We start from the raw sequence: 22,545 nt of genomic DNA on the forward strand, positions 1-22,545 counted from the left end.
AGACCTTTGAATGCGTGGCGAAGTGCCTAGTCAAAAAATATGGGTTAACCATGATGAGAGAAGAGGCTTCATGATTAACCAATAGTTTCTGAGTGATTTAGCTACTGGAGAGGAAGTGCCTATGTATAGGGTAAGGCACTTCCTGCTCTAAGTTTTATGGATTACTTTGTGACTACTTTTAGCGGTACAGGAATGTATTTTTCAACGGCTTCTTTATTCAATGCTTTTACGGCTGTTTCCACACCCAGCGCACCAATCATGTCTGGCTGTTGAGCAACTGTTGCGCCAAGCAGGCCACGGTTAACAGCGGCAATGCCATCTTCAGTACCGTCAAAACCGACGATTAATACGTCTTTGCCTGAGGCTCTTACTGCTCGAAGTGCACCTAATGCCATTTCATCATTCTGAGCAAATACGGCTTGTACGTCTGGGTTTGCTGCCAACATATTTTCCATTACGTTCAAGCCTTTAGCACGGTCAAAATCAGCAGGCTGGCTAGAAAGTAACGTCATGTTGCTGTTATCAACGGCTTTAAGGAAACCTTTACCACGTTCACGGGCAGCTGATGTACCAGGAATGCCTTCTAGTTGCATTACACGTGCTTTTTCACCCACTTTTTCCATGATGAATTTACCTGCCGCTTCACCACCTGCCACGTTATCAGAGGCGATATGGCTAACCACTTCACCACGGCTTGCACCACGGTCGAGTGTCAGTACAGGAATGTCTGCGCGATTTGCCATACGAATCGCATTGGAAACGGCATCTGAATCTGTTGGGTTAATGAGAATCGCTTTAACGCCACGAACCGTTAAATCTTCAACATTTGAAAGCTCTTTACTTGGATCATTTTGTGAGTCTAAAACAATCAGATCATAACCCAGCTCTTGTGCTCGGGCTTCCGCGCCTTCCTTCATGGTGACGAAGAACGGGTTATTGAGCGTTGAGACTACCATCGCCATTGTGTCTTGTGCTGACGCCGTAGCAGTAAAAGAAGCTGATAACACAGCAGCAGAAATAATAGAGGCAAGTTTGTTCATTGTTATGTTCCTTGTATACGTAGAGTAGTAATCTGAGTTACTTATTTTTGTTATCAACCAATACTGCCAGCAGAATCACCACCGCTTTGGCAATCATTTGGTAGTAAGAGGAAACGTCTAGTAGGTTTAGTGCGTTGTTCAAGAACCCGATAATGAGTGCGCCGATCAAGGTACCCATAATTCGACCACGACCACCCGCTAGGCTTGTACCACCGAGAACCACGGCGGCAATGGCATCTAGCTCATAGCCCATACCTGCGGTTGGTTGCGCAGAAGACAAACGAGATGCAACGATGATCCCAGCCAGTGCTGCCAGCAAACCACAGATGGCATAAACACCGATTTTCACGCGGTCTACATTGATGCCAGATAGGCGAGTGGCAGATTCATTACCACCTAGCGCGTAAACATAGCGGCCAAAGCGAGTGTGTTGCAGTAGGTACCAAACCGCAGCAAATACAATCACCATTAACCAGATAGGAACAGGGATGCCAAATAGGTAGCCAGTACCAAACCACGCAAATGCATCAGCAGTGTCGGTAAAACCAGTAGAAATAGGACGACCATCGGTGTACACCATGGTGACACCACGTAGTAAAGTCATGGTAACGAGCGTGGCAATGAAGGCCTGAACTTTACCTTTGGCGATGATGGCACCACTAATGGCCCCAAGTGCCGCACCTGCAAGCAAGGCGGTAGGCACGGCAATGATTACGGGAACCTCAAGGGCAATCATGGAAGCAGCCAGTGCCCCACATAACGCCAATACAGAGCCGACACTTAAGTCGATGCCTGCCGTTAGAATTACGAGGGTCATACCCACTGCGATGATGGCATTCACGGATGTTTGACGAAGAATGTTCAGGATGTTGTCGACAGTGAAAAAGTTCGCGTTTAAAAAGGACACCGTCACAATCAATAAAATTAAGGCGATCAGTGATTTTTGTTCAATTAACCACTCTTTACTGAAGAGTTTAGGGCCGTGTGAAGGCTGTTTTTGGTCTTTGGTCATTACTTCGCTGCTCATGCTGCTACCTCATTTATCTTTTTACCTACAGCGCAGGCCATTAGTTTTTCTTGGTCGGCGTCTTGTGCCATAAACTCACCACTGATGCGGCCTTCATGCATAACTAAAATACGATCACTCATTCCTAGTACTTCTGGCATTTCCGAAGAGACTAAAATGATGCTCATACCTTCTTGTTTAAATTGGTTGATCAGTTGGTAGATCTCTTTTTTGGCACCCACATCAACACCACGGGTTGGCTCATCTAAAATCAGTACCTTAGGCCTAGTCATTAACCCTTTAGCGATGGCGACTTTTTGTTGGTTACCGCCAGATAAATTGCCAATAATTTGTTCACGAGTCGGTGTTTTGATGTTGAACAGCTGAATAAAGTCATCCACAGCTGTGATCTCTTCGTCGTGTTTAATGGAGCTGTTCGCTCGACTGAAGGTTTCTAAAGAGCATAAAGACATGTTCTCTTTTACTGAAAGCCCTAGAATTAAACCGTCGCCTTTACGGTCTTCCGAAATATAGGCAATCCCGTTTGCGAGTCCATCTTGTGGTGACTGTGGGTTAATGGCTTTGCCGTTAAGGAGTATCTCTCCAGATTCTTTAGTTAGAGCGCCATAAATCACTTTCATGAGCTCAGTGCGTCCTGCACCCATTAGGCCAGACACCCCTAAAATTTCACCGCGCGTAAGTTGGAAGCTCACATCATGAACGCCAGAGCCCGTTAGGTTTTTCACTTCTAAACAGGTTTCGCCATGCTGAACATCAACTCGTGGATATTGCTCATCTAAGCGGCGGCCAACCATCATTTCAATGAGGCTGTCTTCATCCAATTCAGGGACGGTTTTTTGGCCAATGAACTTGCCATCACGCAGTACAGTGACATCGTTACAGATTTCAAAAATTTCTTTTAAGCGATGCGAGATATAAACGATGCCGCAGCCTTGATCGCGTAGCTCATTAATCACACTAAATAACGATTCAGTTTCTGTATCCGTGAGGGCATCAGTTGGTTCATCCATGATGATGACTTTGGAGTCAAATGAGATGGCTTTGGCGATTTCTACCATTTGCTGCTCACCAATACTGAGTTCACCCAGTAATTTCGTTGAGCGATGTTTTACATTAAGGCGCGCCAATAATGCATCGGCTTCTTTGTGCATTTGAGCCCATTTTATGCCCCCAAATGCGTTGGTTTTTTCTCGCCCTAAAAAGATGTTTTCAGCAATGCTCAGCTCAGGAATTAAATTCAGCTCTTGGTGAATAATGCTGATGCCAGCTTGCTGTGAATGACGAGGCCCTTGAAAAGCCGCAGGCTCTCCTTCGTAGTGAATGGTGCCCTTGTCCATTTGGTAAATGCCCGTTAATACTTTCATTAACGTGGATTTCCCTGCGCCGTTTTCACCCATGAGTGCCATTACGCGACCTGGGTAAACATTTAAGCAGGCGTTATCTAATGCTTTTACACCGGGAAAGGCTTTTTCTATGCCTTGGAGTTGTAATATCGGCTGGCTCATGCCTGCTCCTTTCAACTGCGAATGAATCAACACCGGCTAGGGTGTGGATGAAAATAGGGAATTAAAAAACAACGCCCGCTTGGAAAATAACATTGGCATAAGGAGTAAATTCGCCAGTACGCACAATGGCTTTACTGTGGGCTGTTTGTGTTTTGAAATCTTCATGCGGAAGGTAAGTAATACGAATTTTTTTACCCGTTTGTGATTGCTCGTTGTCCAGAAGAGCCATTAATTCTTGGTGGTGGTTTGGGCTCACTTGTTGAAATTCTTCTGCGATAACCACGCCTTCTACGGCCATTTCACTGAGTAGTGCTTTTACGGTTTCAATGAAAGTAGGTACACCAGGAATGAGCGCCAAATCAACACGTTGGTTTGCATCTGGAATTGGAAGACCGGCATCACAAATTGTGATTTCATCGGTGTGTCCCATGGTTGCAGCAAGGTAAGAGAGCTCAGAATTAATTAATGCGCTTTTTTTCATGATACCGCCTTTCGCCGTCGAGTTTATGACTCTTCTTCTTATGATGCCGACCGTGGCAAAAACTGCTGTCCGTTTCTCGTTGTGTTGCTTTATTGTTCATCGAAACGTTTACGCAAACGTTTCGATGGGGTGAATTTAGTCTGAACTTTTATTTATTGCACTTGGAGTTGTTACGAAGTGTGAACAGGATCTACTTTGAGGTTTTATGGAAAAGACAAAAAGTAAGCTGGATCACAGTTATTGTTAGTTGTGTTAATTGCTTTTTTGGGAAGAGAAAAATGAAAGAGAAAGGGGGAGGAGAAATATAAAGTAAAGCCCAACATAAAAGATCGGTTGGGCTTTTGAATCAAATCAGTGAGTTTATTTTAAGAAGCATTTAGGGCTGCTTGGTAGCGGTTTAAGCCTGCCTCTAAATCGGCGATCAGATCATCGACATTTTCTAGGCCAATATGAACGCGAACTAAAGTACCTTCAAAGTTTGGGTTAGCAACAGTACGCAGCGCATTAAAGCTGGATGGTTCATTGGCTAGGATTAGGCTTTCAAAACCACCCCATGAGTAACCCATACTGAAGTGTTCCATATCATCCAGCAGTGCAGTTGTTGCTGTGGTATGACTTTGTTTAAGTACAAAAGAGAATAGGCCATTACAACCATTGAAATCACGCAGGTAAAATTCATGGCCTGGGCAACTTGGTAAGGCAGGGTGGCGAACATGATCAACCAGCGGATGTTCAGCAAGCCATTTTGCCACTTTGACACTGTTTTCTTCATGCTGTTTGAGTCGGACGCCCATGGTTCTTAGGCCACGCATGGCAAGATAAACATCGTCTGGTGAAACGCACTGACCCATTAAGTAGCTTTGCTCACGAAGTTGATCCCAGCAGCGTTCATTAGCTACCGCCGTCCCTAACATGACATCTGAGTGACCAACAATGTACTTGGTGGCAGCTTGAATGGAAATGTCCACACCGTGTTCAAAAGGTAGGAAGTTCACTCCAGCAGCCCACGTATTATCAAGCATGACAATAATGTCGCTTTCATGGGCAATGCGTGCAAGTGTTGGGACATCTTGCACTTCCATCGTTATTGAACATGGTGATTCAGTGAATAAGATAGTGGTGTTAGGCTGAATAAGATCACGAATGCCTTCGCCAATGGATGGGTCATAATAAGTGGTTTCGACCCCCATCTTTTTCAGTATGACTTCGCAGAAATCACGCGTAGGTTCATAACAGCCGTCCACCATTAAAATATGATCGCCTGTTTTCACAAAAGAGAGAATGGCGTTAGTGATGGCTGCGGTGCCACACGGGTAAAGAGCGCAACCCGCACCGCCTTCAATTTCAACCATGGCATCTTGGAAAGCAAAGTGGGTTTGAGTACCACGACGACCATAAAAAAGGGTTTTATTGGTGCGATTAATGGCCGCTTGGCGTTTTTCTTTTACGCTATTAAAAACGACGGTAGAGGCGCGTTGCACACTAGGGTTCACGACACCATTAGTCCATTTTTTATCACGACCAGCCGTAACCAGTTTTGTTTCTGTTTTTTCTGACATCTTGATTCAATTCCTTTGATAAAAACGTTGATATTACGCCAGCTATTTTTTCTATACCGCTATTTAAAACACGCTCCGAGCTGTGATGGCAAGTGAAAAGTCGTAGAAAACGAAATTAAGGGCACAACCATAATATAAAGAGGTAAAAATACTCATAATCATGGGGTGTAAGATGGTACTTATCGATTATCCCGTTAACTGGTAAACTGCGCGCCATCTAGCAATACTGAGAATAAAGGGGCAAAAAATGAAACATGATTACTTCGTAAAACTGGTAAAAAGGTTGGATGAAAAAGAAACGTTACCAGAGGTACTTGAAGCGTTACGTAGCCTTTCCGATAGTACTATCTCAGAATGTGCGAAATCTTTAACGGGTCAATTTAGCTTATGTGAAATTGAAGGTGAAAAACGCATTTACCACGTGGAAGTTCGTGAATCTGAGGATCCAGAGCAGGAAGCTGAAGAATACGCAGAATGGATCATGAACGAAGGTGATGATGTTATTAAGTTCATTGCTTGGTTCTTCGATGCCATGTTCAGCATTGAAAAGAAAGAAGTGTACGCTGCAGCAGGTAAAGCATACACGGAAGAAAGCGCTTAAATCGCGAATAATCATGGATCTTGGTGGGAGATTACCTGCCAAGATCCGATTTTATGTTATTGGCGATACTGTTTAGGTTATATTTTCCAAAACAATAGGCTTGCTGTTCAAATTCAGCGAGAGATAAGGGAAGGGAAAATAAAGCCCCTTGAGCAAATTGGCAGTCAGCGGATTTGATTGCTTCCAGTTCTTCTTCACTGCCAAGTTCTTTGGCGCAGACATCAATGTTGAGAGATGCGGCTAAATTGACTAAAGCGTTTAGGTACGACAAATCTCGGTTATTGGTAATCGAAATGATGTTGGAGCATACCTTTATCCGGTTTGGTGTCGATTGCAGTAAGTGGTTTAGTGGAGATATTTCAACACAAAAATCATCTAAGCAGACAGGCACGTGGTGTTTTTTTAGCTCGTTGATTATTTTTTGATACTTTTCTATTTTTACCAATTCTTCATTTTCAGTTATTTGTACGCCAATTTGTTGTGGTGTTAGCCCTTCTTTGGTTGCTGAAAGTAACAGTTGATCCACGTTGAGTGTGGGGAATATATTAAACCAAAGGGTAAATGAAGGAGACACATGCTTTTTCCATGATGACCTAATTTTAATTATTCTTGATAAAATCCATTGATCGAGTAGTAACGTATTATTACTATTTTTTGCCGCTTGAAATATATCAATGGGCTTTATTTTTCCATATTTAGGGTGGTTCCAATACAATAATGCTTCTACACTCTCACATTCTTTAGTCGAGCTAAAAACGATAGGTTGAAATAAAAAATCAAGTTGTTCAGATTGAAGTGCAGGAGCTAAGTCTTTTTGTAATTGTTTAGCGCGCTTAAAATATGAGTTCATAGAGTCATTAAAGACTTTATATCGATTTTTTCCTTTTTTCTTGGCGTTATACATGGCAATGTCAGATTGCTGTATGAGTTCTTTACTGTTAATTCGCCCTTTTTTATTTTGATAACTGATCCCAATACTTGCTGAAATAGTAATGTTGTGGTTGTTGATAGAAAAACTTCTATTTAAAGATGCAATTAGATTTTCGGCTAATTTTTCAAATTCCTCATTAGTCGATATATCATCATGAAATAAAGAAAACTCATCACCACCTAATCGAGCTGCCATGGTACCTGGTGGGGCTAATCTTGCAATGCGTTGGGAGACTTGTTGTAATAACGTATCACCAATGTTATGGCCTAAAGTATCATTGACATCTTTAAATCCATCTAAGTCAATTAGCATAAAACCGACGGAAGTATTTTTACTGCTATCCATTGTGTTATATAAGCAGTGGCGATTAGGTAACCCTGTTAAACTGTCTTGGTTAGCCACGAGGTTATGATAATTTGTTTCTCGAATCAGGATATAGATGATCAGTAAGGCGGCAATACTTTCTCCTATAATGAGCAGTTCTAGAAAAAACTCTAATTCGAAAATAGATTCTTGTACTTGGCTAAAAAGCTCATCAGAGGTTTTAAAGTTTTTATTGAAAAAAGAATATAAATACAACAGGTTGTCGTGGAACTCTGTGCGAATGTCTGCGAGGTTTTCTCGGGAGTTTTCCAACGAGTAAAAGCGGTCTTCTGCTTCTTTTAAATGATCAAATAGGTAGGTGATAGACTTTTTTGCATCCGGTATTGCAGCAACGGCTCTTCCTTCGGTGCTGTATAATAGTACATTAAATCGGCTCCAAAGAATCTCATATTGGGTTGAGAGTTCATTATAACTGATCCCATCGGTTTCAAACCTTGCAAGAGTATAATTAAGCTGATGGTACTCCTTAGAGAGTTGGAGCATGGACCAGATAGCCTCATTATGATGCTCTGAGATTAAGGTAGCTGTCGTTTTTAACTTTTCAATGGTTAATATTATTCCACCAGAGAAAATAATAACTAATAAATATAAAGAGAAGTTTTTCCATCTTCTTTTTTTATTAATTATTTTTATTTGGTTCTCAAATTTTTTATTCATGGCATTAGGTTGATTTTATTTAGTTGCCAAATCATTTTTGAATAATGCTTTTTTGACCAGAGTTCATGATGATCATCCAGTGGATATACTAGCCAAAGTGGACCAAAATCTCTTATTTTCATCTTTTGTCCATTGTGATGAAAGGCAATAATAGGGCTGTACGAATCGACATCTTCTTTCGGAACTTCAATTATGTAATTATTTAGTGCGGTTAATTCCATATCTTGTAACGGAATTTGGTAGTGATTAAATAAATCTTTGATAGAAACCCCTTCAAAATCGCTGATATCTGTCCATGGAGTATTTGTTTTTATTTTCGACTTAGGAAGTTTATTTAAGTCTTGATAAGTTAATTTAAGAGGAAAATTTAATGCCGAGGAGTGAATGGTTAAGATGACACTTTCATTTGCATTGGTGATAAAGCTTATCGGAACAATGAAGATTAGGCTAAATATAAACTTTCGTATGAGTGACATCAATAAAACACTCCAGTAAGTATTAAATTATTTTTATAACTAGTTAATAAATTTTAGTTGATTATAAGATTGCTTCCATATAAATTAATTATGCAATTTGATTCATTGTTTTTTTTGTCAATGTCCCTACCTAGATAAAATATGAATATACAAGTCGCTAAAGTGAGTAATACTTTAGAGGTGCATCACGCTTCTATTCTTTGAATTGCATTACTTTGCATTGTTTGTCTTAGATCAAGAACGCGCATCCTCTCCAAGTGATAAAAAAGATAAAAATTATTTATAAAAATATATTGGAGCATATGAATATGAGCACTGCGTTTTTTATTCCAACCGTGAACCTGATGGGTGCAGGCTGTTTAACTGAAGCTGTTGAGAGCATTAAATCTCAAGGATTTAAAAAAGGGCTGATCGTAACGGATAAAGTGCTTAACCAAATTGGTGTGGTTAAGCAAGTTGCGGATTTATTGTCTGACAGAGGTGTCGATACGGTCGTTTTTGATGGCACTCAACCTAACCCAACTATTGGAAATGTGAATGCAGGTTTAGATATTCTCATGACAAATGAGTGTGATTTTGTTATTTCCCTTGGTGGTGGTTCACCACACGATTGCGCCAAAGGTATTGCGTTAGTGGCGTCGAATGGCGGTAAAATTGCGGATTACGAAGGTGTGGATCAATCTGCGAAACCACAATTGCCTTTAATCGCTATTAACACTACCGCGGGTACTGCGTCTGAAATGACGCGTTTCTGTATTATTACTGATGAAGAACGACACATTAAAATGGCCATTGTAGATAAGCATACAACGCCATTAATGTCGGTCAATGATCCTGAATTAATGCTAGCAAAACCAGCATCGCTAACAGCGGCAACAGGTATGGATGCCTTGACTCATGCTATTGAAGCTTATGTGTCTGTAGCGGCGACACCAATCACTGATGCGGTAGCCATTAAAGCGATTGAGCTGATTCAAGCACATTTACGCACTGCGGTGAACGATGGCCAAAACTTAGAAGCTCGTGAGCAAATGGCGTATGCACAGTTTATGGCGGGGATGGCGTTTAACAATGCGTCATTGGGTTATGTTCATGCAATGGCGCATCAGTTAGGTGGTTTCTACGATCTGCCTCATGGTGTGTGTAATGCCGTGTTATTACCACATGTTCAACGCTACAACGCGCAGGTTTGCCCTGAACGTTTAAAAGATGTTGCTCGTGCAATGAATGTCGATGTGGCTAACTTAACAGACGAACAAGGGGCAGAAGCTGCACTTGAAGCCATCATGCAGTTATCTAAAGACGTAGGTATTCCAGCAGGTCTCACAGAGTTAGGTGCAAAAGCGGAAGATATTAATGTTCTGACGGAAAATGCACTGAAAGATGCTTGCGGTTTGACTAACCCTAAACAAGCGACTCATGAAGAAATTGCTGCGATCTTTGAAGCTGCTTTATAAGTTTACAGGTTAGAAAAACGTAAGTTAAGGGCTCTCTATAGAGCCCTTTTTGTTGGCTATGTTGGTTGATTAGATAGTAAAGCGCGCTGCTTCTTGCTCCATATTTTGCGCCACCGATCTGAGTTCTTGAGCTGAAGATTGCAGTTGTGATGAGGACGCAACAGATTGTTGCGAAATGCCAGTTACATGATTAATGGTTTCAGCAGTGTGGTGGGTTACGTTATTTTGTTCAGTGCTTAAATGATCAATTTGTGTATTAATTTCTCTAATTGTATCCACGGCTTCTACGATTTGATTAAGAGCGCTACCTGCATTCATAGCGGCTTCACTGGTTTTTGACACTTGTTCTCGGCCTTTTTCGGTGGCAACGGTTGCTTCGTTGGCAAGCGATTCGAGTTGCGTCACGATGGTCACGATCTCTGTCGTAGATTGCTGAGTTCGTTGAGCCAGTGAACGTACTTCGTCAGCAACAACAGCGAACCCTCTACCTTGTTCTCCTGCACGCGCTGCTTCAATTGCCGCGTTTAATGCTAATAAATTGGTCTGTTCTGCAATCTCATTAATCACATTTAGGACAGTATTGATTTCTTTACTTTGGCAGACGAGTTTATCAACGCTTTCCCCAACAACAAGGGTAGTTTCTTCTACGTCTTTCATTCTTTCAACCACATGGCTGACTTGATATTGCCCTGCGTTAGCGTGTTGCTGTGCTTGTTCCGCGGCATTGGCACCTTGCTGTGTTTTCTCCGACACTTCACTTACGGCGCTTGTCAATTCGTTCATGGCCTGAGACGTTTTTTCTAACTCTTGTTGTTGTGTAGCCATGTTGTTTTGTGCATGGTCAGTTACTGTCATCATTTCGTGCGATGCGGAATTTACTGAACTAGCGGAATTTCGAATCTCAGTGATAGCATGAGAAAATTCATCGGCCAGAGCATTCACAGCTTGTGCTACATCGCCTAATTCGTCTTTTTTGTAATACCCAACACGTTTCGATAAATCTAGAGACGATCGCATGGACTCTAAAGCGTGTTTTAATGAATTAATCGGTAGTTGAATGGCTCTGATTACCCAATATAAAGAAAGAAGAAGCAGGGTGATCAGCACAATACAAACAATAATAAAGGCGAATGTCGTTTTTTCGCCTGCTTGAGTATCTTGCTCTACTTGTTGTTTCGCCAGCTGAAGTTGGGTGTCCACCAGCTCACTTATTTGCTCGCTTATGGGCTCTATGACATCGTAAAGGTCGATGATTTCTTGCTCTAATTGCCCTGACATCATTCCAGAGTTGCTTTGATGTTGGCTGGCAAAGTCGTCTAAGTAGTTATTGGCATCATCAAAGCTGGAGTTAATGTAAGCGGCTAGTTCTTGTTCTTGTTCGGTTAAGACTCGGCGGTTATAGCTAAGCCACAAGGGCTGGATTTCACTACGAGCTTGGTTGGTAATGTTAACTGCTTGACTAGGAGAGATGATCCCAGCATTCGCTTTGTTAATGGCGTTTACAATCGAAACAATATACAGATCTGAAATCCGTTTCATTTCTGTAATGGGTAAAATACGGGAAGAATACAGTTCTTGCTCTGCTTTGGTGGCTTTATTCATTAAACTAACCGAAATAAACCCCAATGTGATTAGCAGTACAATAGGAAAGAGAGTATTAAGTAGTAGTTTTTGTTTTATCGAGGTGCTTAGCATTTCTGGTCCTTGTGCCTGAATTTATCCCGTATTGAGTATAGACAGGTTGAATCAGAAGTTTATTGCACAAAATAACGCCTTTATAGCAATGGACTGAACATATAGAAAAACCGTTCGATAAACCGATCAAGCAGAGAGCGTTTTTTCCATTGCTCCCAATCTACGGGCTCTGATTGTTTTATGTAGTCGTCTTGAATCCAACTGAGTTGTTTGGTGAATTCAGGATCGTCGACTGATAAGGTGACTTCAAAGTTGAGCCATAGGCTTCTCATGTCTAAGTTAACCGTGCCAATAAGGCAGTTTTTCTTGTCGACCACGACTGATTTAGTATGCAACAAACCACCCGTAAAGCGGTGGATGATCACACCAGCTTCTAATAAATCATTAAAGAAAGCGCGACTTGCCCATTCGACCATGATGGAGTCATTCACTTTTGGGACAATCAGCTCGACTCGCACACCTCGGTAAGCGGTCATTTTTAAGGTGTGCAGTAAATGATCGCTAGGTACAAAATAAGGCGTTGTGATGGTAATGCTTTCTTTGGCTTGGTTAATGGTTAAGATCAATACTTGCTGAATAATGTCTTCGGGCATTCCCGGGCCAGATGGAATGACTTGTACAGCGTGGTGGGCGTGTGGGTGCTCTTCAATGCTGCATTCCGGTAAAGAGGGCAGTGCTCGTTTTCCTGATTCAACCTCCCAATCCCAAGCATGAATCGAGCTTAATACGGCCACATTAGGGCCAGTAATACGTACCATTACATCAATCCATTGTCCTACCCCTGCATCAGTTTTGAAGTGCCTTGGGTCTACTAAATTCATTGAACCTGTGTACGCAACATTGTCGTCAATGATGATGATTTTTCGGTGTTGACGGAGATCTAATCGTCTAAAAAACATCCTAAGTGGCGTCACGGCTAAGGCTTCAACCCACTCAATGCCTGCAGTGGTGAACATTTCTGGCCAGTGACTGCGAAAGAACCGCATGCTGCCCGCTGAATCGAGCAATATTTTGACTTCCACCCCTCGTTTCGCTGCTTGAATGAGTGAGGCTGCAACAGAATCGGCTAGTCCACCAGGGTGCCAAATATAAAACTCCATTTGAATGCTGTGTTTGGCGCTCGCAATATCGTCGATGATAGAAAGCAGGATGTCGTTAGGTGAGTTTTGTAGTGACAGTGTGTTACCGCTTAAAGAAGGAATGCTTAAGCGGCGTGAACATAAATCGTGTACAGGGAGCATGTGCTTGGCTAAATATTCTGGTTTATGGCTAGGGCACTGGTGTAACTGTTTAAACCATTCTCTGTATGGACCAAACATCTCTTTTGCTCTTTCGGCTCTTTTACGACCTAAATTGAGCTCACCAAACAGTAAATAACAGATAACCCCAACAACAGGAATGATGTAAATAACCATTAGCCAGGCTAAAGAAACCCCAACCGCTTTTCTTTTAAAAACAACCCTTAAGGTGACACCTGCGACTAGAATCCAGTAGATAACCAGACTGATGAGAGCAAAGAGTTGAACCAGTTTTTCCATGGGGGATATGAGTGCCTAAAAGTTAAGTAATGCCAGATGTAGCATATTTATCATATTCATACCTACTATCCTAATTTATCCGTCAGAATTTATGAAATAACGAATATGGCAAGTAAAAAAAGAAATGTAACAGAGTGAAATTAAGGGATATTACTTGTAGTGAATATTACTAATAATAGAGGAATATTGAGTGATATATGTTCGTTTGTTTCATTTTTGTTAATCTTATGTCGGCTAATGTCGCATAAAATCGAATAAAATAAAAAAATAGACCCTCGGGGGTTCTAATTTTATTCCTAAACTGTTTTACTTGCCACACCTAGCGCGTTAATTAACTTTTGTAGAGTGTAAATTATTTTTTACAGTTCCTTTTCGACGCCTAATACACTAAAAATAGACACAACGACGGAATATAAAAATGGCGAGTAGTTCGAGAGCTCAGTTCACATCTAGAATTGGCTTCATCATGGCCGCTGCGGGGTCAGCAGTCGGTCTTGGTAATATTTGGGGGTTCCCAACACAAGCAGCAAGTAACGGTGGTGCTGTTTTTTTAATGGTTTATTTATTGATGGTTTTTGCGTTGGCATACCCACTTTTAGTGGCTGAGTTGACTATTGGTCGTCATATTCAAGCTAACCCTATTCGCTCTTTAAAATCAGTGTGGCCAACACAAAAGCTAGCAGCGGCAGGCATTGGTATTGCTGGTATGGTTGCAGTATCGATGATTCTAAGCTTTTACGCCATTGTTGCAGGCTGGTTAATTGGTTCGTTTGTCGGCCCAATTTTCGAAACACTGGGTCTTCAAGCGGCGGCTGACTGGGTGACAGGGTTTGGTACTACTCGTAATTTAACCTTGATGGTTATTTTCATGCTCATGACCGTGCTGGTTGTGCGTAATGGCGTTGCGGATGGTATTGAACGTTGGTCTACTCGATTAATGCCAGTACTATTTATTTTATTTGGTGTCATGATTGCGTACATCCTCACTCAAGAAGGGGCTATGGAAGGTCTTAAAATGTACTTAGTACCAGACTTTTCACACCTTAGCCCTGATCTGGTTGTGAGCGCGATGGGGCAAGCCTTCTTTTCATTGTCGTTGGGGGTCTGTGTGATGATGGTGTACGGCTCTTATTTGAATAAAGACACAAATCTGCCAAAAACAGCGGCTCATGTATCTTTAATTGATACTGGTGTTGCGTTTAGTGCTGGCCTTCTGATTATGCCTGCAATGTTTGTGGCTCAAAACAATGGCGTTGAGATTTACAGTGATACTGGTGCACTACTAAGCTCAGACACTTTAGTTTTTGCTGTTCTTCCTGCTATGTTCGATACCATGGGATCAATGGGGGTAATTGTTGGTGTGTTGTTTTTTACCTTAATGGTGATTGCGGCCCTAACGTCTTCAATTTCTATGCTAGAAGTGCCAGTGGCATGTGCAACAGAAGAGCTAAACCAAGATCGTAAGGTTGCAGTATGGTGGATCGGAGGTTTGATCACATTAATTTCAGGTATCATCGTTCTTAATTTTGGTGACCTGTTTGGTTTAGTGATTGAAGCCACAACGGTATACGCACAACCTATTTTAGCTTTGTTATTTGCTCTGCTTGTGGGTTGGGTATGGAAGCGCGATAAGGTTCTGGCTGAAATTAGTGAAGGCTGCCCGGAATTAAAGCAAAGTTTGTTCTGGAAAATCTGGCCTTGGTATGTTCGTGTGGTTTGCCCTGTACTTATGATCTTCGTATTTACAGCTTAACTAGCCTGTTCTACCTTTTATTAAATAAAGCTGATGATACTTTCATCAGCTTTTTTTATGTTTATGAGATGACGTAGTTAGAAGTAGTACTGTTAATAAATGGCTCTAAAAAGTCGTAACTAAATGTATTTAACCATTAATAAGATATGGTTAAATACATTTTATGGTGTACTATTCCATATTTTCAATGATATTAAAAACAGTGATGTTTATGTGAAATGCATGTTGGAGAATATATGCAGTTAAATCTCAGAAAAAAGTTTTTGCTTTCCTTTCTTTCTATTATTTTTCTGATGCTAGTCACCGCAGTAGTTAGTTTGTGGTTGGAAGATAAGGCGAGAAAAATTGCCCAAGAGATTGAATTAGATGATGTTCCTGGGACGGTACTTTATTTAAATTTGATTGATGAAAAAGGGGATATGGTCCTTAATGTTTTAGAATACCTGACCGGTGAAACAAGCGAAAAGAGTAAGTTTGAAGAAAACTACCAAGCGTTTAATAGACACTTAAATAAGCTTATTCCACTTGAATCTTCGCGACCTTCTGATCATGAAAAAATGCGTCAAATCGAGCAATATATCCAGGATTTCTACTTGTCAGTGCAGCGTGATATTTTTTCATTATCCATTGATGATCCAGTGAAGTTAAAACAGGCGTATCAGCGTTTAGACGAACTGGAAAATGGGATTATTAAGCCGCTGGAAAAAATATTGGATGTGGCTGCGGAAGAAGAAGTGCGAGATGCGACGAGCGCTTTGTCCAATTTAAGTGCCGAGTTATCTACTTTAGGGAATGTGATTGTTGGTTTAACAGCTGCGGCTTTGATTGCCAGTATTCTGATTGCGTATCGCTTATCCAGCTCGATTACGACCCGAGTCGAAAACCTGGTTGCAGCTTCTACGAAAGTGGCGAGTGGCGATTTAACTGCTGAACCTATTAAAGACAGCAGTGGGGATGAGTTAGAGACACTTGCTAACTCTGTGAATACCATGCAGTCATCACTGAAAACATTGTTGTCCTCTATATCAAGTGTGGGTAATGAAGTGAATGTCGTGACCACTGATATAGATGAATCGAGTAAGCAAGTACTAAAAGGAGCACAGCAGCAAGCTGACAAGGCCAGTATGATTGCTACGGCTTCTGAAGAGTTAAGTGCTACGATTGCGGAAGTGGCATTACAAAGTACCACCACAGCAGACATGGCGAGCGAAGCGGGTAAATCTGCTCGTCATGGTGGTGATGTAATTACTGAAGTTGTCAACAGTACTCAGCAAGTCTCCACTCAGATGAATGAAATGTCGGACCAAATGCAGCAGCTTGGTCGGCGTGGTGATGAAATTGGCAGTGTGATCAAAGTTATTAATGATATTGCTGAACAAACCAATTTGTTGGCGCTTAACGCAGCCATTGAAGCGGCGCGTGCTGGGGAATTTGGTCGCGGCTTTGCCGTGGTAGCAGATGAAGTCAGAGCGTTAGCAGAGCGTACCTCAAAAGCCACTCAAGAAGTGGGTGATCTGATTGGAGCGATTCAGTCTGGTACATCACAAGCGGTATCTCAAACGGAGCGCAGTGCTTCACTGGTTGCTGAAGGGGTCTCTTTGAGTGCAGGAGCAGGATCCGCGCTTAATGATATTGTGGAAAGTGCAGAAAATGTTCAGAGCATGATTCAAACTATTGCGACGGCAACAGAAGAGCAAACCGCGGTAACTCAAGATATTGCGACGGATATTTCTGTTATCAACGATATTGCTGCGGATTCAGTGCGTTTAACAGAATCGAGTTCAAGCCGAGTTCGTGACTTACGTGAAAAAGTCACAGAGCTAGAAGGCTTACTAGCTTCATTTAAGTTGAATTAATACAGCAATATATTTATTAACAGAATAATTGATAGTAAAGGCTTCTGTTTTAGCGAACAAATCTATATACTCTGCGCGCTAAAATAGGAGCCAGTATGTTCGACATTCTTCACCTCGATCCTGATTTTATTGTTATCAACAAACATCCTAACGTAAGTGTTCATAAGGATGATGGTGATACTTCCCTTCTTATTGAACTGGCCAAATACACCCAAGATGAGCAACTGTTTTTGATTCATCGCCTCGACAAGATGACCTCGGGCATTTTATTAATTGGGCGCAATAGCGAAGCGGCTAGCCAGTTATCCCAGTTATTTTCAAACCGACTTGTTCAAAAATATTACTTAGCGATTGGTAATAAAAAACCGAAAAAGAAACAAGGGCTGATAGTAGGAGACATGGAGCGCTCAAGGCGATCCAGTTGGAAATTACTTAATTCGAAAGATAACCCCGCGATCACCCAATTCTTTTCTTTGCCAGCAGGCGAAGGTCAACGTCTCTTTTTATGTAAACCCCATACCGGAAAAACCCACCAAATTCGAGTCGCTTTAAAAAGCATTGGCTCAGCCATTCTCGGCGATCCTATCTACAGTCATGAATCTGAATCCGACCGCGGTTATTTGCACGCTTATGCGTTGTTGTTTTCGTATGCTGGTAAAGATTGGCAGTTTGTTTGTCCTCCCGAATCTGGCTCTCAGTGGTTACGGGAAAATGTGATGGCAGGCATTGAGCAGTGGCAGCAGCCATGGCAACTGGCTTGGCCAACACTCAGCAAGAAATGAATTGATTCGTCAGGGCACTTAAAAAGAAAGTGACTCTACTAAGCTTGAATTACACTTAATATCAAATGTATCAGTAAAGAGGGATTATGCGTTTAGGCCGTTTATCATTACATCGTTGGCGCACAAAACAGAAAACACGTCAGTCTCGGTTTTGGGGAATGACATCATTAGGTAATCGGCGTAAAAAAATCTCTAAAACTCGTGCTTTAACGGCAAAGCGCAACCGAAGAGTCGAATATGTAGTATTAGCTGCATGTCGTAATGAAGAGGATTTTGATGGTATTACACAAGTTGTAATCGATAAGAAAACCGATTAATTGCGATAATCTTCCCTCTAGGGTAATACGATTGATTAACCCTTTGCTCTGATTAGTATAAAATAGCGCCTTTGTGTATTTTTAAAGGCGCTCCACATGCAATCTAATGCGTTATCTGCATTCTTTTCTCATCTGACTGAATCCTTAACTGATACTCCAACAGAAGTCCGACGTGTGTTTCACGGGCGTGGTCGCTGTTGGGAAGGATTAGAGCAGTTAACCGCAGACTGGTTGCAAGGGCAATTGCTGGTGGGCCTATTTAAAGAACCAAGCGATGATTTTTTACAAGCATTAGTAAGCGGCTTACAGGCATTTTCAGAGTCAGAGGTGTGGAAAAAGGCAAATGGTCAATCCATTTTAGTTCAGCACCGTTCACGAGATGGCGCTCCAACAGAGTTGATCTGTGGTGAATTAAATGATTTTCCGGTGGTGTCTGAAAATAGCTTACGTTATCAGCTGGAACTGGGGAAAAATCAGAATATGGGTATCTTTTTGGATATGCGTTATGGCCGAAAGTGGGTGCAATCGCAATCTGAAAACAAAAAGGTACTTAACTTATTTGCTTATACATGTGGGTTCTCAGTGGCTGCTATTGCAGGTGGCGCACAAAAAGTGGTGAACTTAGACATGGCGAAAGCGGCATTAAGCCGAGGCCGTGATAATCATCGACTAAATGATCATGATTTATCTAAAGTGTCTTTTTTAGGGCATGATTTGTTCAAATCGTGGGGAAAAGTAAGAAAACTGGGCCCTTATGATCTAATCGTGATTGACCCACCATCTTTTCAAAAGGGCAGTTTTGCTCTTACAAAAGATTATCAAAAAATCTTACGCCGTTTACCTGAACTATTAACTGAGCAAGGTACGGTTCTCGCTTGTGTCAATGATCCGGCTATCAGCCCTGATTTTTTAATAGAGGGCATGAAAACAGAAGCACCACAGCTTCAATTTACAGAGCGCTTAGAGAATCCGCCAGAGTTTGCTGATATTGCCAATGACAGTGGTTTAAAAGCATTAGTATTTCAGCGCATAGCTGAGTAGTTTAACGGGCTAGTGCTTTTGGGACTGTACCTGGGATCATTTGGAGTAATAAAGGGTAGGAGACACGTTGGTGAAAGTGGATGTCAGTACTGATATCCACTTTTGACTGAGTATTACAACGGAGCCAGCACTCTTAAAGCACTTCGGTACAAGTCTGTGATGTAATGAATTGATCGACTTGAAGCTGGCCTCGGGCATTTCTGACCATAATTCGGTAGCTCAGCCCTTCTTCTAGGAGCGGGCGTACTTCCATGTCCGTGCAATAACTTTTTACGCTGGTCTCAACCATCTGTTTTGTGGAAATGGAGCCATTACCACTGTCAATCATCATGATTTCTACCACGCTGCCTTTGGCTCTTGCTTTCATTATTGATAAAGGGCCGAATTCAACAGGTACTTCTTTGGCAAGAAGGTTTGCTCGTTTTTGCGCGAGAAGCTCTAAGGCTTGTTGTTTTTCACGTTCAGGAGAAGCGCAGCCGGCGACGGTTGCAAGAACGAGTAGGGAAAGCAGATATTTTTTCATAGTATCTCGCAGTGAACATTAGAATTGAATAAGCACGATGAAGGGGACTTACATCGCGCTTTTATGTACGGCTATGGTAGGACTTTTTTAAATGGTTTAACAATCACTTTTTCGTACACTCCTGCCTCAATGTATGGATCGGCATCTGCCCATGCTTGCGCATCTTCCAGTGAATTGAACTCAGCAATGACGGTTGAACCTGTAAAACCAGCTGTACCTGGATCTTCTGAATCAATGGCAGGCATAGGGCCAGCGACTAGAAGGCGACCTTGGTCTTTTAATTCGTTTAGTCGTGCAAGGTGTTTATCTCTCACACTCAGGCGGCGCTCTAGGCTATTTTCAACATCTTGAGAAAAGATCACATACCACATGGCTAGGTTCCTTATTAATTGATTTCAATCCACAATATCAACATTTAATGTTTATAAATGGTATTAAAAAAACGCTTCCGTGGGTAACGAAAGCGCTTTTTGTGATTGCTATAGCATTTCTTTATAAAAGCGGAAAAATCTTTGAACGATTAGCCGTTTTTTTCAATTGGGCGAGGGCGGCCATTGGTGTCTACAGCCACGTAATGAAACGTTGCATCACAGACTTGAAATCGCTCGCCAACGCCGTCTTCTTTTACTGGCTTAACCCAGACATCAAGATCGATAGACATAGACGTTCGGCCGATTTTTGTACACTCACCATAGCAGCACACAACATCTCCGACTTTTACTGGCTTTTTAAATGCAATACTCGAAACCGACACGGTTACGATACGACCACCAGAGATCTCTTTTGCTAAAATTCCCCCAGCTAAATCGAGCTGAGACATGATCCAGCCACCAAAAATATCCCCATTGGCGTTAGTATCGGCAGGCATTGCCAGTGTTCTAAGTAGCAGTTGTCCTTTCGGTGCTGTGTTTTCTTGTTTGTTCATAGTGCTTGGTTATTCTTCTGATGCTTTTTCGTCTTTTGGTAAGTGACGATAAATGTAAATACCTGTTGCTAGTGTATAGATAAATGTAATACCTAACAAACCAAAGACTTTAAAGTTTACCCATACATCAAGAGGTAAATTAAACGCGATGTACACGTTCACAATGGCGCAGGTAACAAAAAAGCCAACCCAAGCAAGATTGATCTTGTTCCAAACTTCATCTGGTAGACTGATTTCTTTACCTAACATGCCTTTTATTAGCGGCTTGTTCATGATTTGACTGATTAATAAACCAAGCGCAAATACGGCGTAGACAATGGTGACTTTCCACTTAATGAAGTTTTCATCATGAAGAAGTAATGTCATGCCACCAAAAATAGTCACCATTGCAAAAGTGATGAGCTGCATTTTCTCTACTTTACGGTAAATTGCATACGTTAAGCCGATTTGAATTGCGGTTGCGATAATCAGTGCGCCTGTACCAACGTAGATGTCGTACATTTTGTACAAAGCAAAGAAGACAATAAGAGGGATAAAATCCAGAAGTTGCTTCATGAGTGTTAACACTACCTTTCTATAAAGTTTCCGACAGTCTAACCAAAACTGGCTCTGGGGCAAAATGGTGAGAGCGAGATTGCCATAAAAAAGGCCACTCATTCATTAAGTGGCCTTATTATGATGATCAGATTTTAGCAGTGAAAATACAACTCACTCAGCATCTTAGCTTGCTTGGTGGATTTTTACTTTCGCTTTTTCTTCATCTGTTTTTGTCATGTGGTCAACAATAACAGCACATGCCGCATCGCCCGTGATATTAAGTGCAGTTCGGATCATGTCGAAAATACGGTCTAGAGCGAACAACAGTGGTAGGCCTTCAATTGGGATACCAGCAGCAAGAAGTACGGCAACTACTAGGAAAGATGGCCCAGGAACACCAGCTTGACCAACGGCACCTAACGTGGCAGTCACAATGATTGCAACGTAAGCGGATGTGCTTAGATCAACGTTAAACAGTTGAGAAAAGAAGATAGCGACTAAACCGTAGTAGATCGCGTTACCACTCATGTTAATGGTTGCGCCTAATGGCAGAACAAATGACGCGGTAGAGTTACGTACACCTAATTCTTCTTCACAGGTTTCCATGGTAACAGGAAGAGTTGCCATTGAAGAGGCTGTAGAAAGAGCGACAGCTTGTGGCTTTTTCATTGCAGAGAGGAATTTGATCACTGAAACGTTAGTAAACAGTTTGATCATTAGTGGGTAGCAAACAAAACCGAAGACCAAGATAGCAGCGATGTAAACCACAAACAGTTTGAATACAACCATAAGTGCGCCAAAGCCGAATGTACCTACTGCGTCAGCCATTAAGCCGAATACACCGATAGGAGCAATGATCATCACTTTGTTGATCATCCATACCATAGCGTCAACAACTGCGTTTACACCGTTGATAAGAGGATCACGGCGTTCTTGTTCTAGCTTAGAAACAGCGATACCGAAGAACAGACAGAATACTAAGATTTGAAGGATGTTCGCTTCGTTCAGTGACTGGAATACGTTTGTTGGGATCATGCCTAAAATTGTGGCCCAGAATGTTGGCATTTCACCTTTCGATGCGTATTCATTTGAGAACATGCCTTGAACACCTGAAACATCAACTCCGATGCCTGGTTCAAACACTTCACCCATAAATAGAGCTAAAGCAACCGCTAACGCTGAAGTCAGGGCAAAGAAGCCTAACGTTAATACGCCAACTTTACCAGCTGATTGGCTATTACCTAGACCTGCAGCACCTGAGATCAGTGCAACCGCAACTAATGGGATCACTAGCATTTTAATTAAATGAATGAAGATGCTACCTAGTGGGGCAAAAATACTGGCGTCTTGACCCATGGTGGCACCAACAAATGTACCCACAATCATTGCGATGACAACTTGGACACCGATGTTGCCCAATAGTCCTTTCTCTTTTAACACTTCCGTTACCTCTGTGCTGT

General features: G+C 41.8%; 21 protein-coding genes. 7 read left to right on the top strand and 14 right to left on the bottom strand.

Going from position 1 to position 22,545, the window contains the following annotated elements; genetic code table 11:
- Positions 1-161 precede the first annotated feature (161 nt).
- The 5 genes from rbsB to MHO82_RS04190 all read right to left on the bottom strand — a co-directional run bounded on the left by rbsB (position 162) and on the right by MHO82_RS04190 (position 5,612).
- Positions 162-1,040, bottom strand: coding sequence for a ribose ABC transporter substrate-binding protein RbsB (gene rbsB / locus MHO82_RS04170; protein ID WP_239182588.1), 879 nt, complete (start codon positions 1,038-1,040; stop codon positions 162-164).
- Between the two features lie 37 nt (positions 1,041-1,077).
- Positions 1,078-2,067, bottom strand: coding sequence for a ribose ABC transporter permease (gene rbsC / locus MHO82_RS04175; protein WP_239182589.1), 990 nt, complete (start codon positions 2,065-2,067; stop codon positions 1,078-1,080).
- The gene (rbsA, locus tag MHO82_RS04180; protein ID WP_239182590.1) at positions 2,064-3,572 is read right to left on the bottom strand and encodes a ribose ABC transporter ATP-binding protein RbsA; all 1,509 of its coding nucleotides are present in this window, start codon (positions 3,570-3,572) and stop codon (positions 2,064-2,066) included. The genes rbsC and rbsA overlap by 4 nt, the downstream gene beginning before the upstream one ends.
- A 61-nt stretch (positions 3,573-3,633) precedes the next feature.
- On the bottom strand, positions 3,634-4,053 hold the full coding sequence (gene rbsD / locus MHO82_RS04185) for a D-ribose pyranase (protein ID WP_239182591.1): 420 nt from the start codon (positions 4,051-4,053) through the stop codon (positions 3,634-3,636).
- 365 nt (positions 4,054-4,418) lie between these two features.
- On the bottom strand, positions 4,419-5,612 hold the full coding sequence (locus tag MHO82_RS04190; protein WP_239182592.1) for a cystathionine beta-lyase: 1,194 nt from the start codon (positions 5,610-5,612) through the stop codon (positions 4,419-4,421).
- Positions 5,613-5,859: 247 nt separating this feature from the next.
- Here MHO82_RS04190 and MHO82_RS04195 point away from each other — a divergent pair, with 247 nt between their 5' ends.
- Positions 5,860-6,213 carry a hypothetical protein gene (locus MHO82_RS04195; protein WP_239182593.1) on the top strand — a complete coding sequence of 118 codons (354 nt, stop codon included), beginning with the start codon at positions 5,860-5,862 and terminating at the stop codon, positions 6,211-6,213.
- 31 nt (positions 6,214-6,244) lie between these two features.
- Here the strand turns inward: MHO82_RS04195 and MHO82_RS04200 are convergent, their stop codons facing one another.
- Positions 6,245-8,011, bottom strand: a complete 1,767-nt coding sequence (locus MHO82_RS04200; RefSeq protein ID WP_239182594.1) for an EAL domain-containing protein — start codon at positions 8,009-8,011, stop codon at positions 6,245-6,247.
- A 170-nt stretch (positions 8,012-8,181) separates the two neighbouring features.
- Complete coding sequence (locus MHO82_RS04205; protein WP_239182595.1) at positions 8,182-8,661, bottom strand: hypothetical protein; 480 nt, start codon at positions 8,659-8,661, stop codon at positions 8,182-8,184.
- Between the two features lie 308 nt (positions 8,662-8,969).
- Between MHO82_RS04205 and yiaY the strand changes: the two genes are divergently transcribed.
- The gene (gene yiaY / locus MHO82_RS04210; RefSeq protein WP_239182596.1) at positions 8,970-10,118 is read left to right on the top strand and encodes an L-threonine dehydrogenase; all 1,149 of its coding nucleotides are present in this window, start codon (positions 8,970-8,972) and stop codon (positions 10,116-10,118) included.
- A gap of 69 nt (positions 10,119-10,187) precedes the next feature.
- Here the strand turns inward: yiaY and MHO82_RS04215 are convergent, their stop codons facing one another.
- Together MHO82_RS04215 and cls are read right to left on the bottom strand one after the other, a co-directional pair.
- Positions 10,188-11,813 carry a methyl-accepting chemotaxis protein gene (locus MHO82_RS04215; RefSeq protein WP_239182597.1) on the bottom strand — a complete coding sequence of 542 codons (1,626 nt, stop codon included), beginning with the start codon at positions 11,811-11,813 and terminating at the stop codon, positions 10,188-10,190.
- An 80-nt stretch (positions 11,814-11,893) separates the two neighbouring features.
- Entirely contained in the window at positions 11,894-13,351 is a 1,458-nt protein-coding gene (cls, locus tag MHO82_RS04220) for a cardiolipin synthase (protein WP_239182598.1), read from the bottom strand.
- 418 nt (positions 13,352-13,769) lie between these two features.
- Between cls and MHO82_RS04225 the strand changes: the two genes are divergently transcribed.
- The 5 genes from MHO82_RS04225 (at position 13,770) to MHO82_RS04245 (ending at position 19,100) form a co-directional block, all read left to right on the top strand.
- A complete protein-coding gene (locus tag MHO82_RS04225; protein WP_239182599.1) occupies positions 13,770-15,104 on the top strand; it encodes a sodium-dependent transporter in 1,335 nt (444 codons plus the stop codon).
- A 236-nt stretch (positions 15,105-15,340) separates the two neighbouring features.
- Positions 15,341-16,960: a methyl-accepting chemotaxis protein gene (locus tag MHO82_RS04230; RefSeq protein WP_239182600.1), complete on the top strand. Its 1,620-nt coding sequence runs from the start codon at positions 15,341-15,343 to the stop codon at positions 16,958-16,960.
- Between the two features lie 95 nt (positions 16,961-17,055).
- Positions 17,056-17,742 (top strand): TIGR01621 family pseudouridine synthase, encoded by a 687-nt coding sequence (locus MHO82_RS04235; RefSeq protein WP_239182601.1) that lies wholly within the window; start codon positions 17,056-17,058, stop codon positions 17,740-17,742.
- 86 nt (positions 17,743-17,828) lie between these two features.
- Positions 17,829-18,059 carry a hypothetical protein gene (locus MHO82_RS04240; protein WP_239182602.1) on the top strand — a complete coding sequence of 77 codons (231 nt, stop codon included), beginning with the start codon at positions 17,829-17,831 and terminating at the stop codon, positions 18,057-18,059.
- A 96-nt stretch (positions 18,060-18,155) separates the two neighbouring features.
- A complete protein-coding gene (locus MHO82_RS04245) occupies positions 18,156-19,100 on the top strand; it encodes a class I SAM-dependent methyltransferase (RefSeq protein WP_239182603.1) in 945 nt (314 codons plus the stop codon).
- Between the two features lie 133 nt (positions 19,101-19,233).
- On the opposite strand, the gene MHO82_RS04250 is transcribed toward MHO82_RS04245, so the two are convergent.
- From MHO82_RS04250 to MHO82_RS04270, 5 genes are all read right to left on the bottom strand, one after another.
- The gene (locus MHO82_RS04250) at positions 19,234-19,623 is read right to left on the bottom strand and encodes a GspS/AspS pilotin family protein (RefSeq protein WP_239182604.1); all 390 of its coding nucleotides are present in this window, start codon (positions 19,621-19,623) and stop codon (positions 19,234-19,236) included.
- A 71-nt stretch (positions 19,624-19,694) separates the two neighbouring features.
- The gene (locus tag MHO82_RS04255) at positions 19,695-19,994 is read right to left on the bottom strand and encodes a YciI family protein (RefSeq protein WP_239182605.1); all 300 of its coding nucleotides are present in this window, start codon (positions 19,992-19,994) and stop codon (positions 19,695-19,697) included.
- 149 nt (positions 19,995-20,143) lie between these two features.
- Entirely contained in the window at positions 20,144-20,548 is a 405-nt protein-coding gene (gene yciA, locus MHO82_RS04260; RefSeq protein WP_239182606.1) for an acyl-CoA thioester hydrolase YciA, read from the bottom strand.
- Between the two features lie 9 nt (positions 20,549-20,557).
- Entirely contained in the window at positions 20,558-21,103 is a 546-nt protein-coding gene (locus MHO82_RS04265) for a septation protein A (protein WP_239182607.1), read from the bottom strand.
- A 165-nt stretch (positions 21,104-21,268) separates the two neighbouring features.
- Positions 21,269-22,525, bottom strand: coding sequence for a dicarboxylate/amino acid:cation symporter (locus MHO82_RS04270; protein WP_343299942.1), 1,257 nt, complete (start codon positions 22,523-22,525; stop codon positions 21,269-21,271).
- Positions 22,526-22,545 lie beyond the last annotated feature (20 nt).

It is taken from the genome of Vibrio sp. Of7-15, assembly GCF_022347565.1.
In the GTDB taxonomy this organism is placed as follows: domain Bacteria; phylum Pseudomonadota; class Gammaproteobacteria; order Enterobacterales; family Vibrionaceae; genus NORP241.

What these genes read in the sequence shown, in the direction of transcription:
- MHO82_RS04225 (WP_239182599.1), top strand. Translation starts at nt 13,770, where the DNA reads ATGGCGAGTAGTTCGAGAGCTCAGTTCACATCTAGAATTGGCTTCATC.
- cls (WP_239182598.1), bottom strand. Translation starts at nt 13,351, where the DNA reads ATGGAAAAACTGGTTCAACTCTTTGCTCTCATCAGTCTGGTTATCTAC.
- MHO82_RS04245 (WP_239182603.1), top strand. Translation starts at nt 18,156, where the DNA reads ATGCAATCTAATGCGTTATCTGCATTCTTTTCTCATCTGACTGAATCC.
- yiaY (WP_239182596.1), top strand. Translation starts at nt 8,970, where the DNA reads ATGAGCACTGCGTTTTTTATTCCAACCGTGAACCTGATGGGTGCAGGC.
- MHO82_RS04265 (WP_239182607.1), bottom strand. Translation starts at nt 21,103, where the DNA reads ATGAAGCAACTTCTGGATTTTATCCCTCTTATTGTCTTCTTTGCTTTG.
- rbsB (WP_239182588.1), bottom strand. Translation starts at nt 1,040, where the DNA reads ATGAACAAACTTGCCTCTATTATTTCTGCTGCTGTGTTATCAGCTTCT.
- MHO82_RS04235 (WP_239182601.1), top strand. Translation starts at nt 17,056, where the DNA reads ATGTTCGACATTCTTCACCTCGATCCTGATTTTATTGTTATCAACAAA.
- MHO82_RS04240 (WP_239182602.1), top strand. Translation starts at nt 17,829, where the DNA reads ATGCGTTTAGGCCGTTTATCATTACATCGTTGGCGCACAAAACAGAAA.
- MHO82_RS04200 (WP_239182594.1), bottom strand. Translation starts at nt 8,011, where the DNA reads ATGCTCCAACTCTCTAAGGAGTACCATCAGCTTAATTATACTCTTGCA.
- MHO82_RS04205 (WP_239182595.1), bottom strand. Translation starts at nt 8,661, where the DNA reads ATGTCACTCATACGAAAGTTTATATTTAGCCTAATCTTCATTGTTCCG.
- MHO82_RS04255 (WP_239182605.1), bottom strand. Translation starts at nt 19,994, where the DNA reads ATGTGGTATGTGATCTTTTCTCAAGATGTTGAAAATAGCCTAGAGCGC.
- MHO82_RS04250 (WP_239182604.1), bottom strand. Translation starts at nt 19,623, where the DNA reads ATGAAAAAATATCTGCTTTCCCTACTCGTTCTTGCAACCGTCGCCGGC.
- MHO82_RS04190 (WP_239182592.1), bottom strand. Translation starts at nt 5,612, where the DNA reads ATGTCAGAAAAAACAGAAACAAAACTGGTTACGGCTGGTCGTGATAAA.
- MHO82_RS04215 (WP_239182597.1), bottom strand. Translation starts at nt 11,813, where the DNA reads ATGCTAAGCACCTCGATAAAACAAAAACTACTACTTAATACTCTCTTT.
- rbsC (WP_239182589.1), bottom strand. Translation starts at nt 2,067, where the DNA reads ATGAGCAGCGAAGTAATGACCAAAGACCAAAAACAGCCTTCACACGGC.
- rbsD (WP_239182591.1), bottom strand. Translation starts at nt 4,053, where the DNA reads ATGAAAAAAAGCGCATTAATTAATTCTGAGCTCTCTTACCTTGCTGCA.
- yciA (WP_239182606.1), bottom strand. Translation starts at nt 20,548, where the DNA reads ATGAACAAACAAGAAAACACAGCACCGAAAGGACAACTGCTACTTAGA.
- rbsA (WP_239182590.1), bottom strand. Translation starts at nt 3,572, where the DNA reads ATGAGCCAGCCGATATTACAACTCCAAGGCATAGAAAAAGCCTTTCCC.
- MHO82_RS04230 (WP_239182600.1), top strand. Translation starts at nt 15,341, where the DNA reads ATGCAGTTAAATCTCAGAAAAAAGTTTTTGCTTTCCTTTCTTTCTATT.
- MHO82_RS04195 (WP_239182593.1), top strand. Translation starts at nt 5,860, where the DNA reads ATGAAACATGATTACTTCGTAAAACTGGTAAAAAGGTTGGATGAAAAA.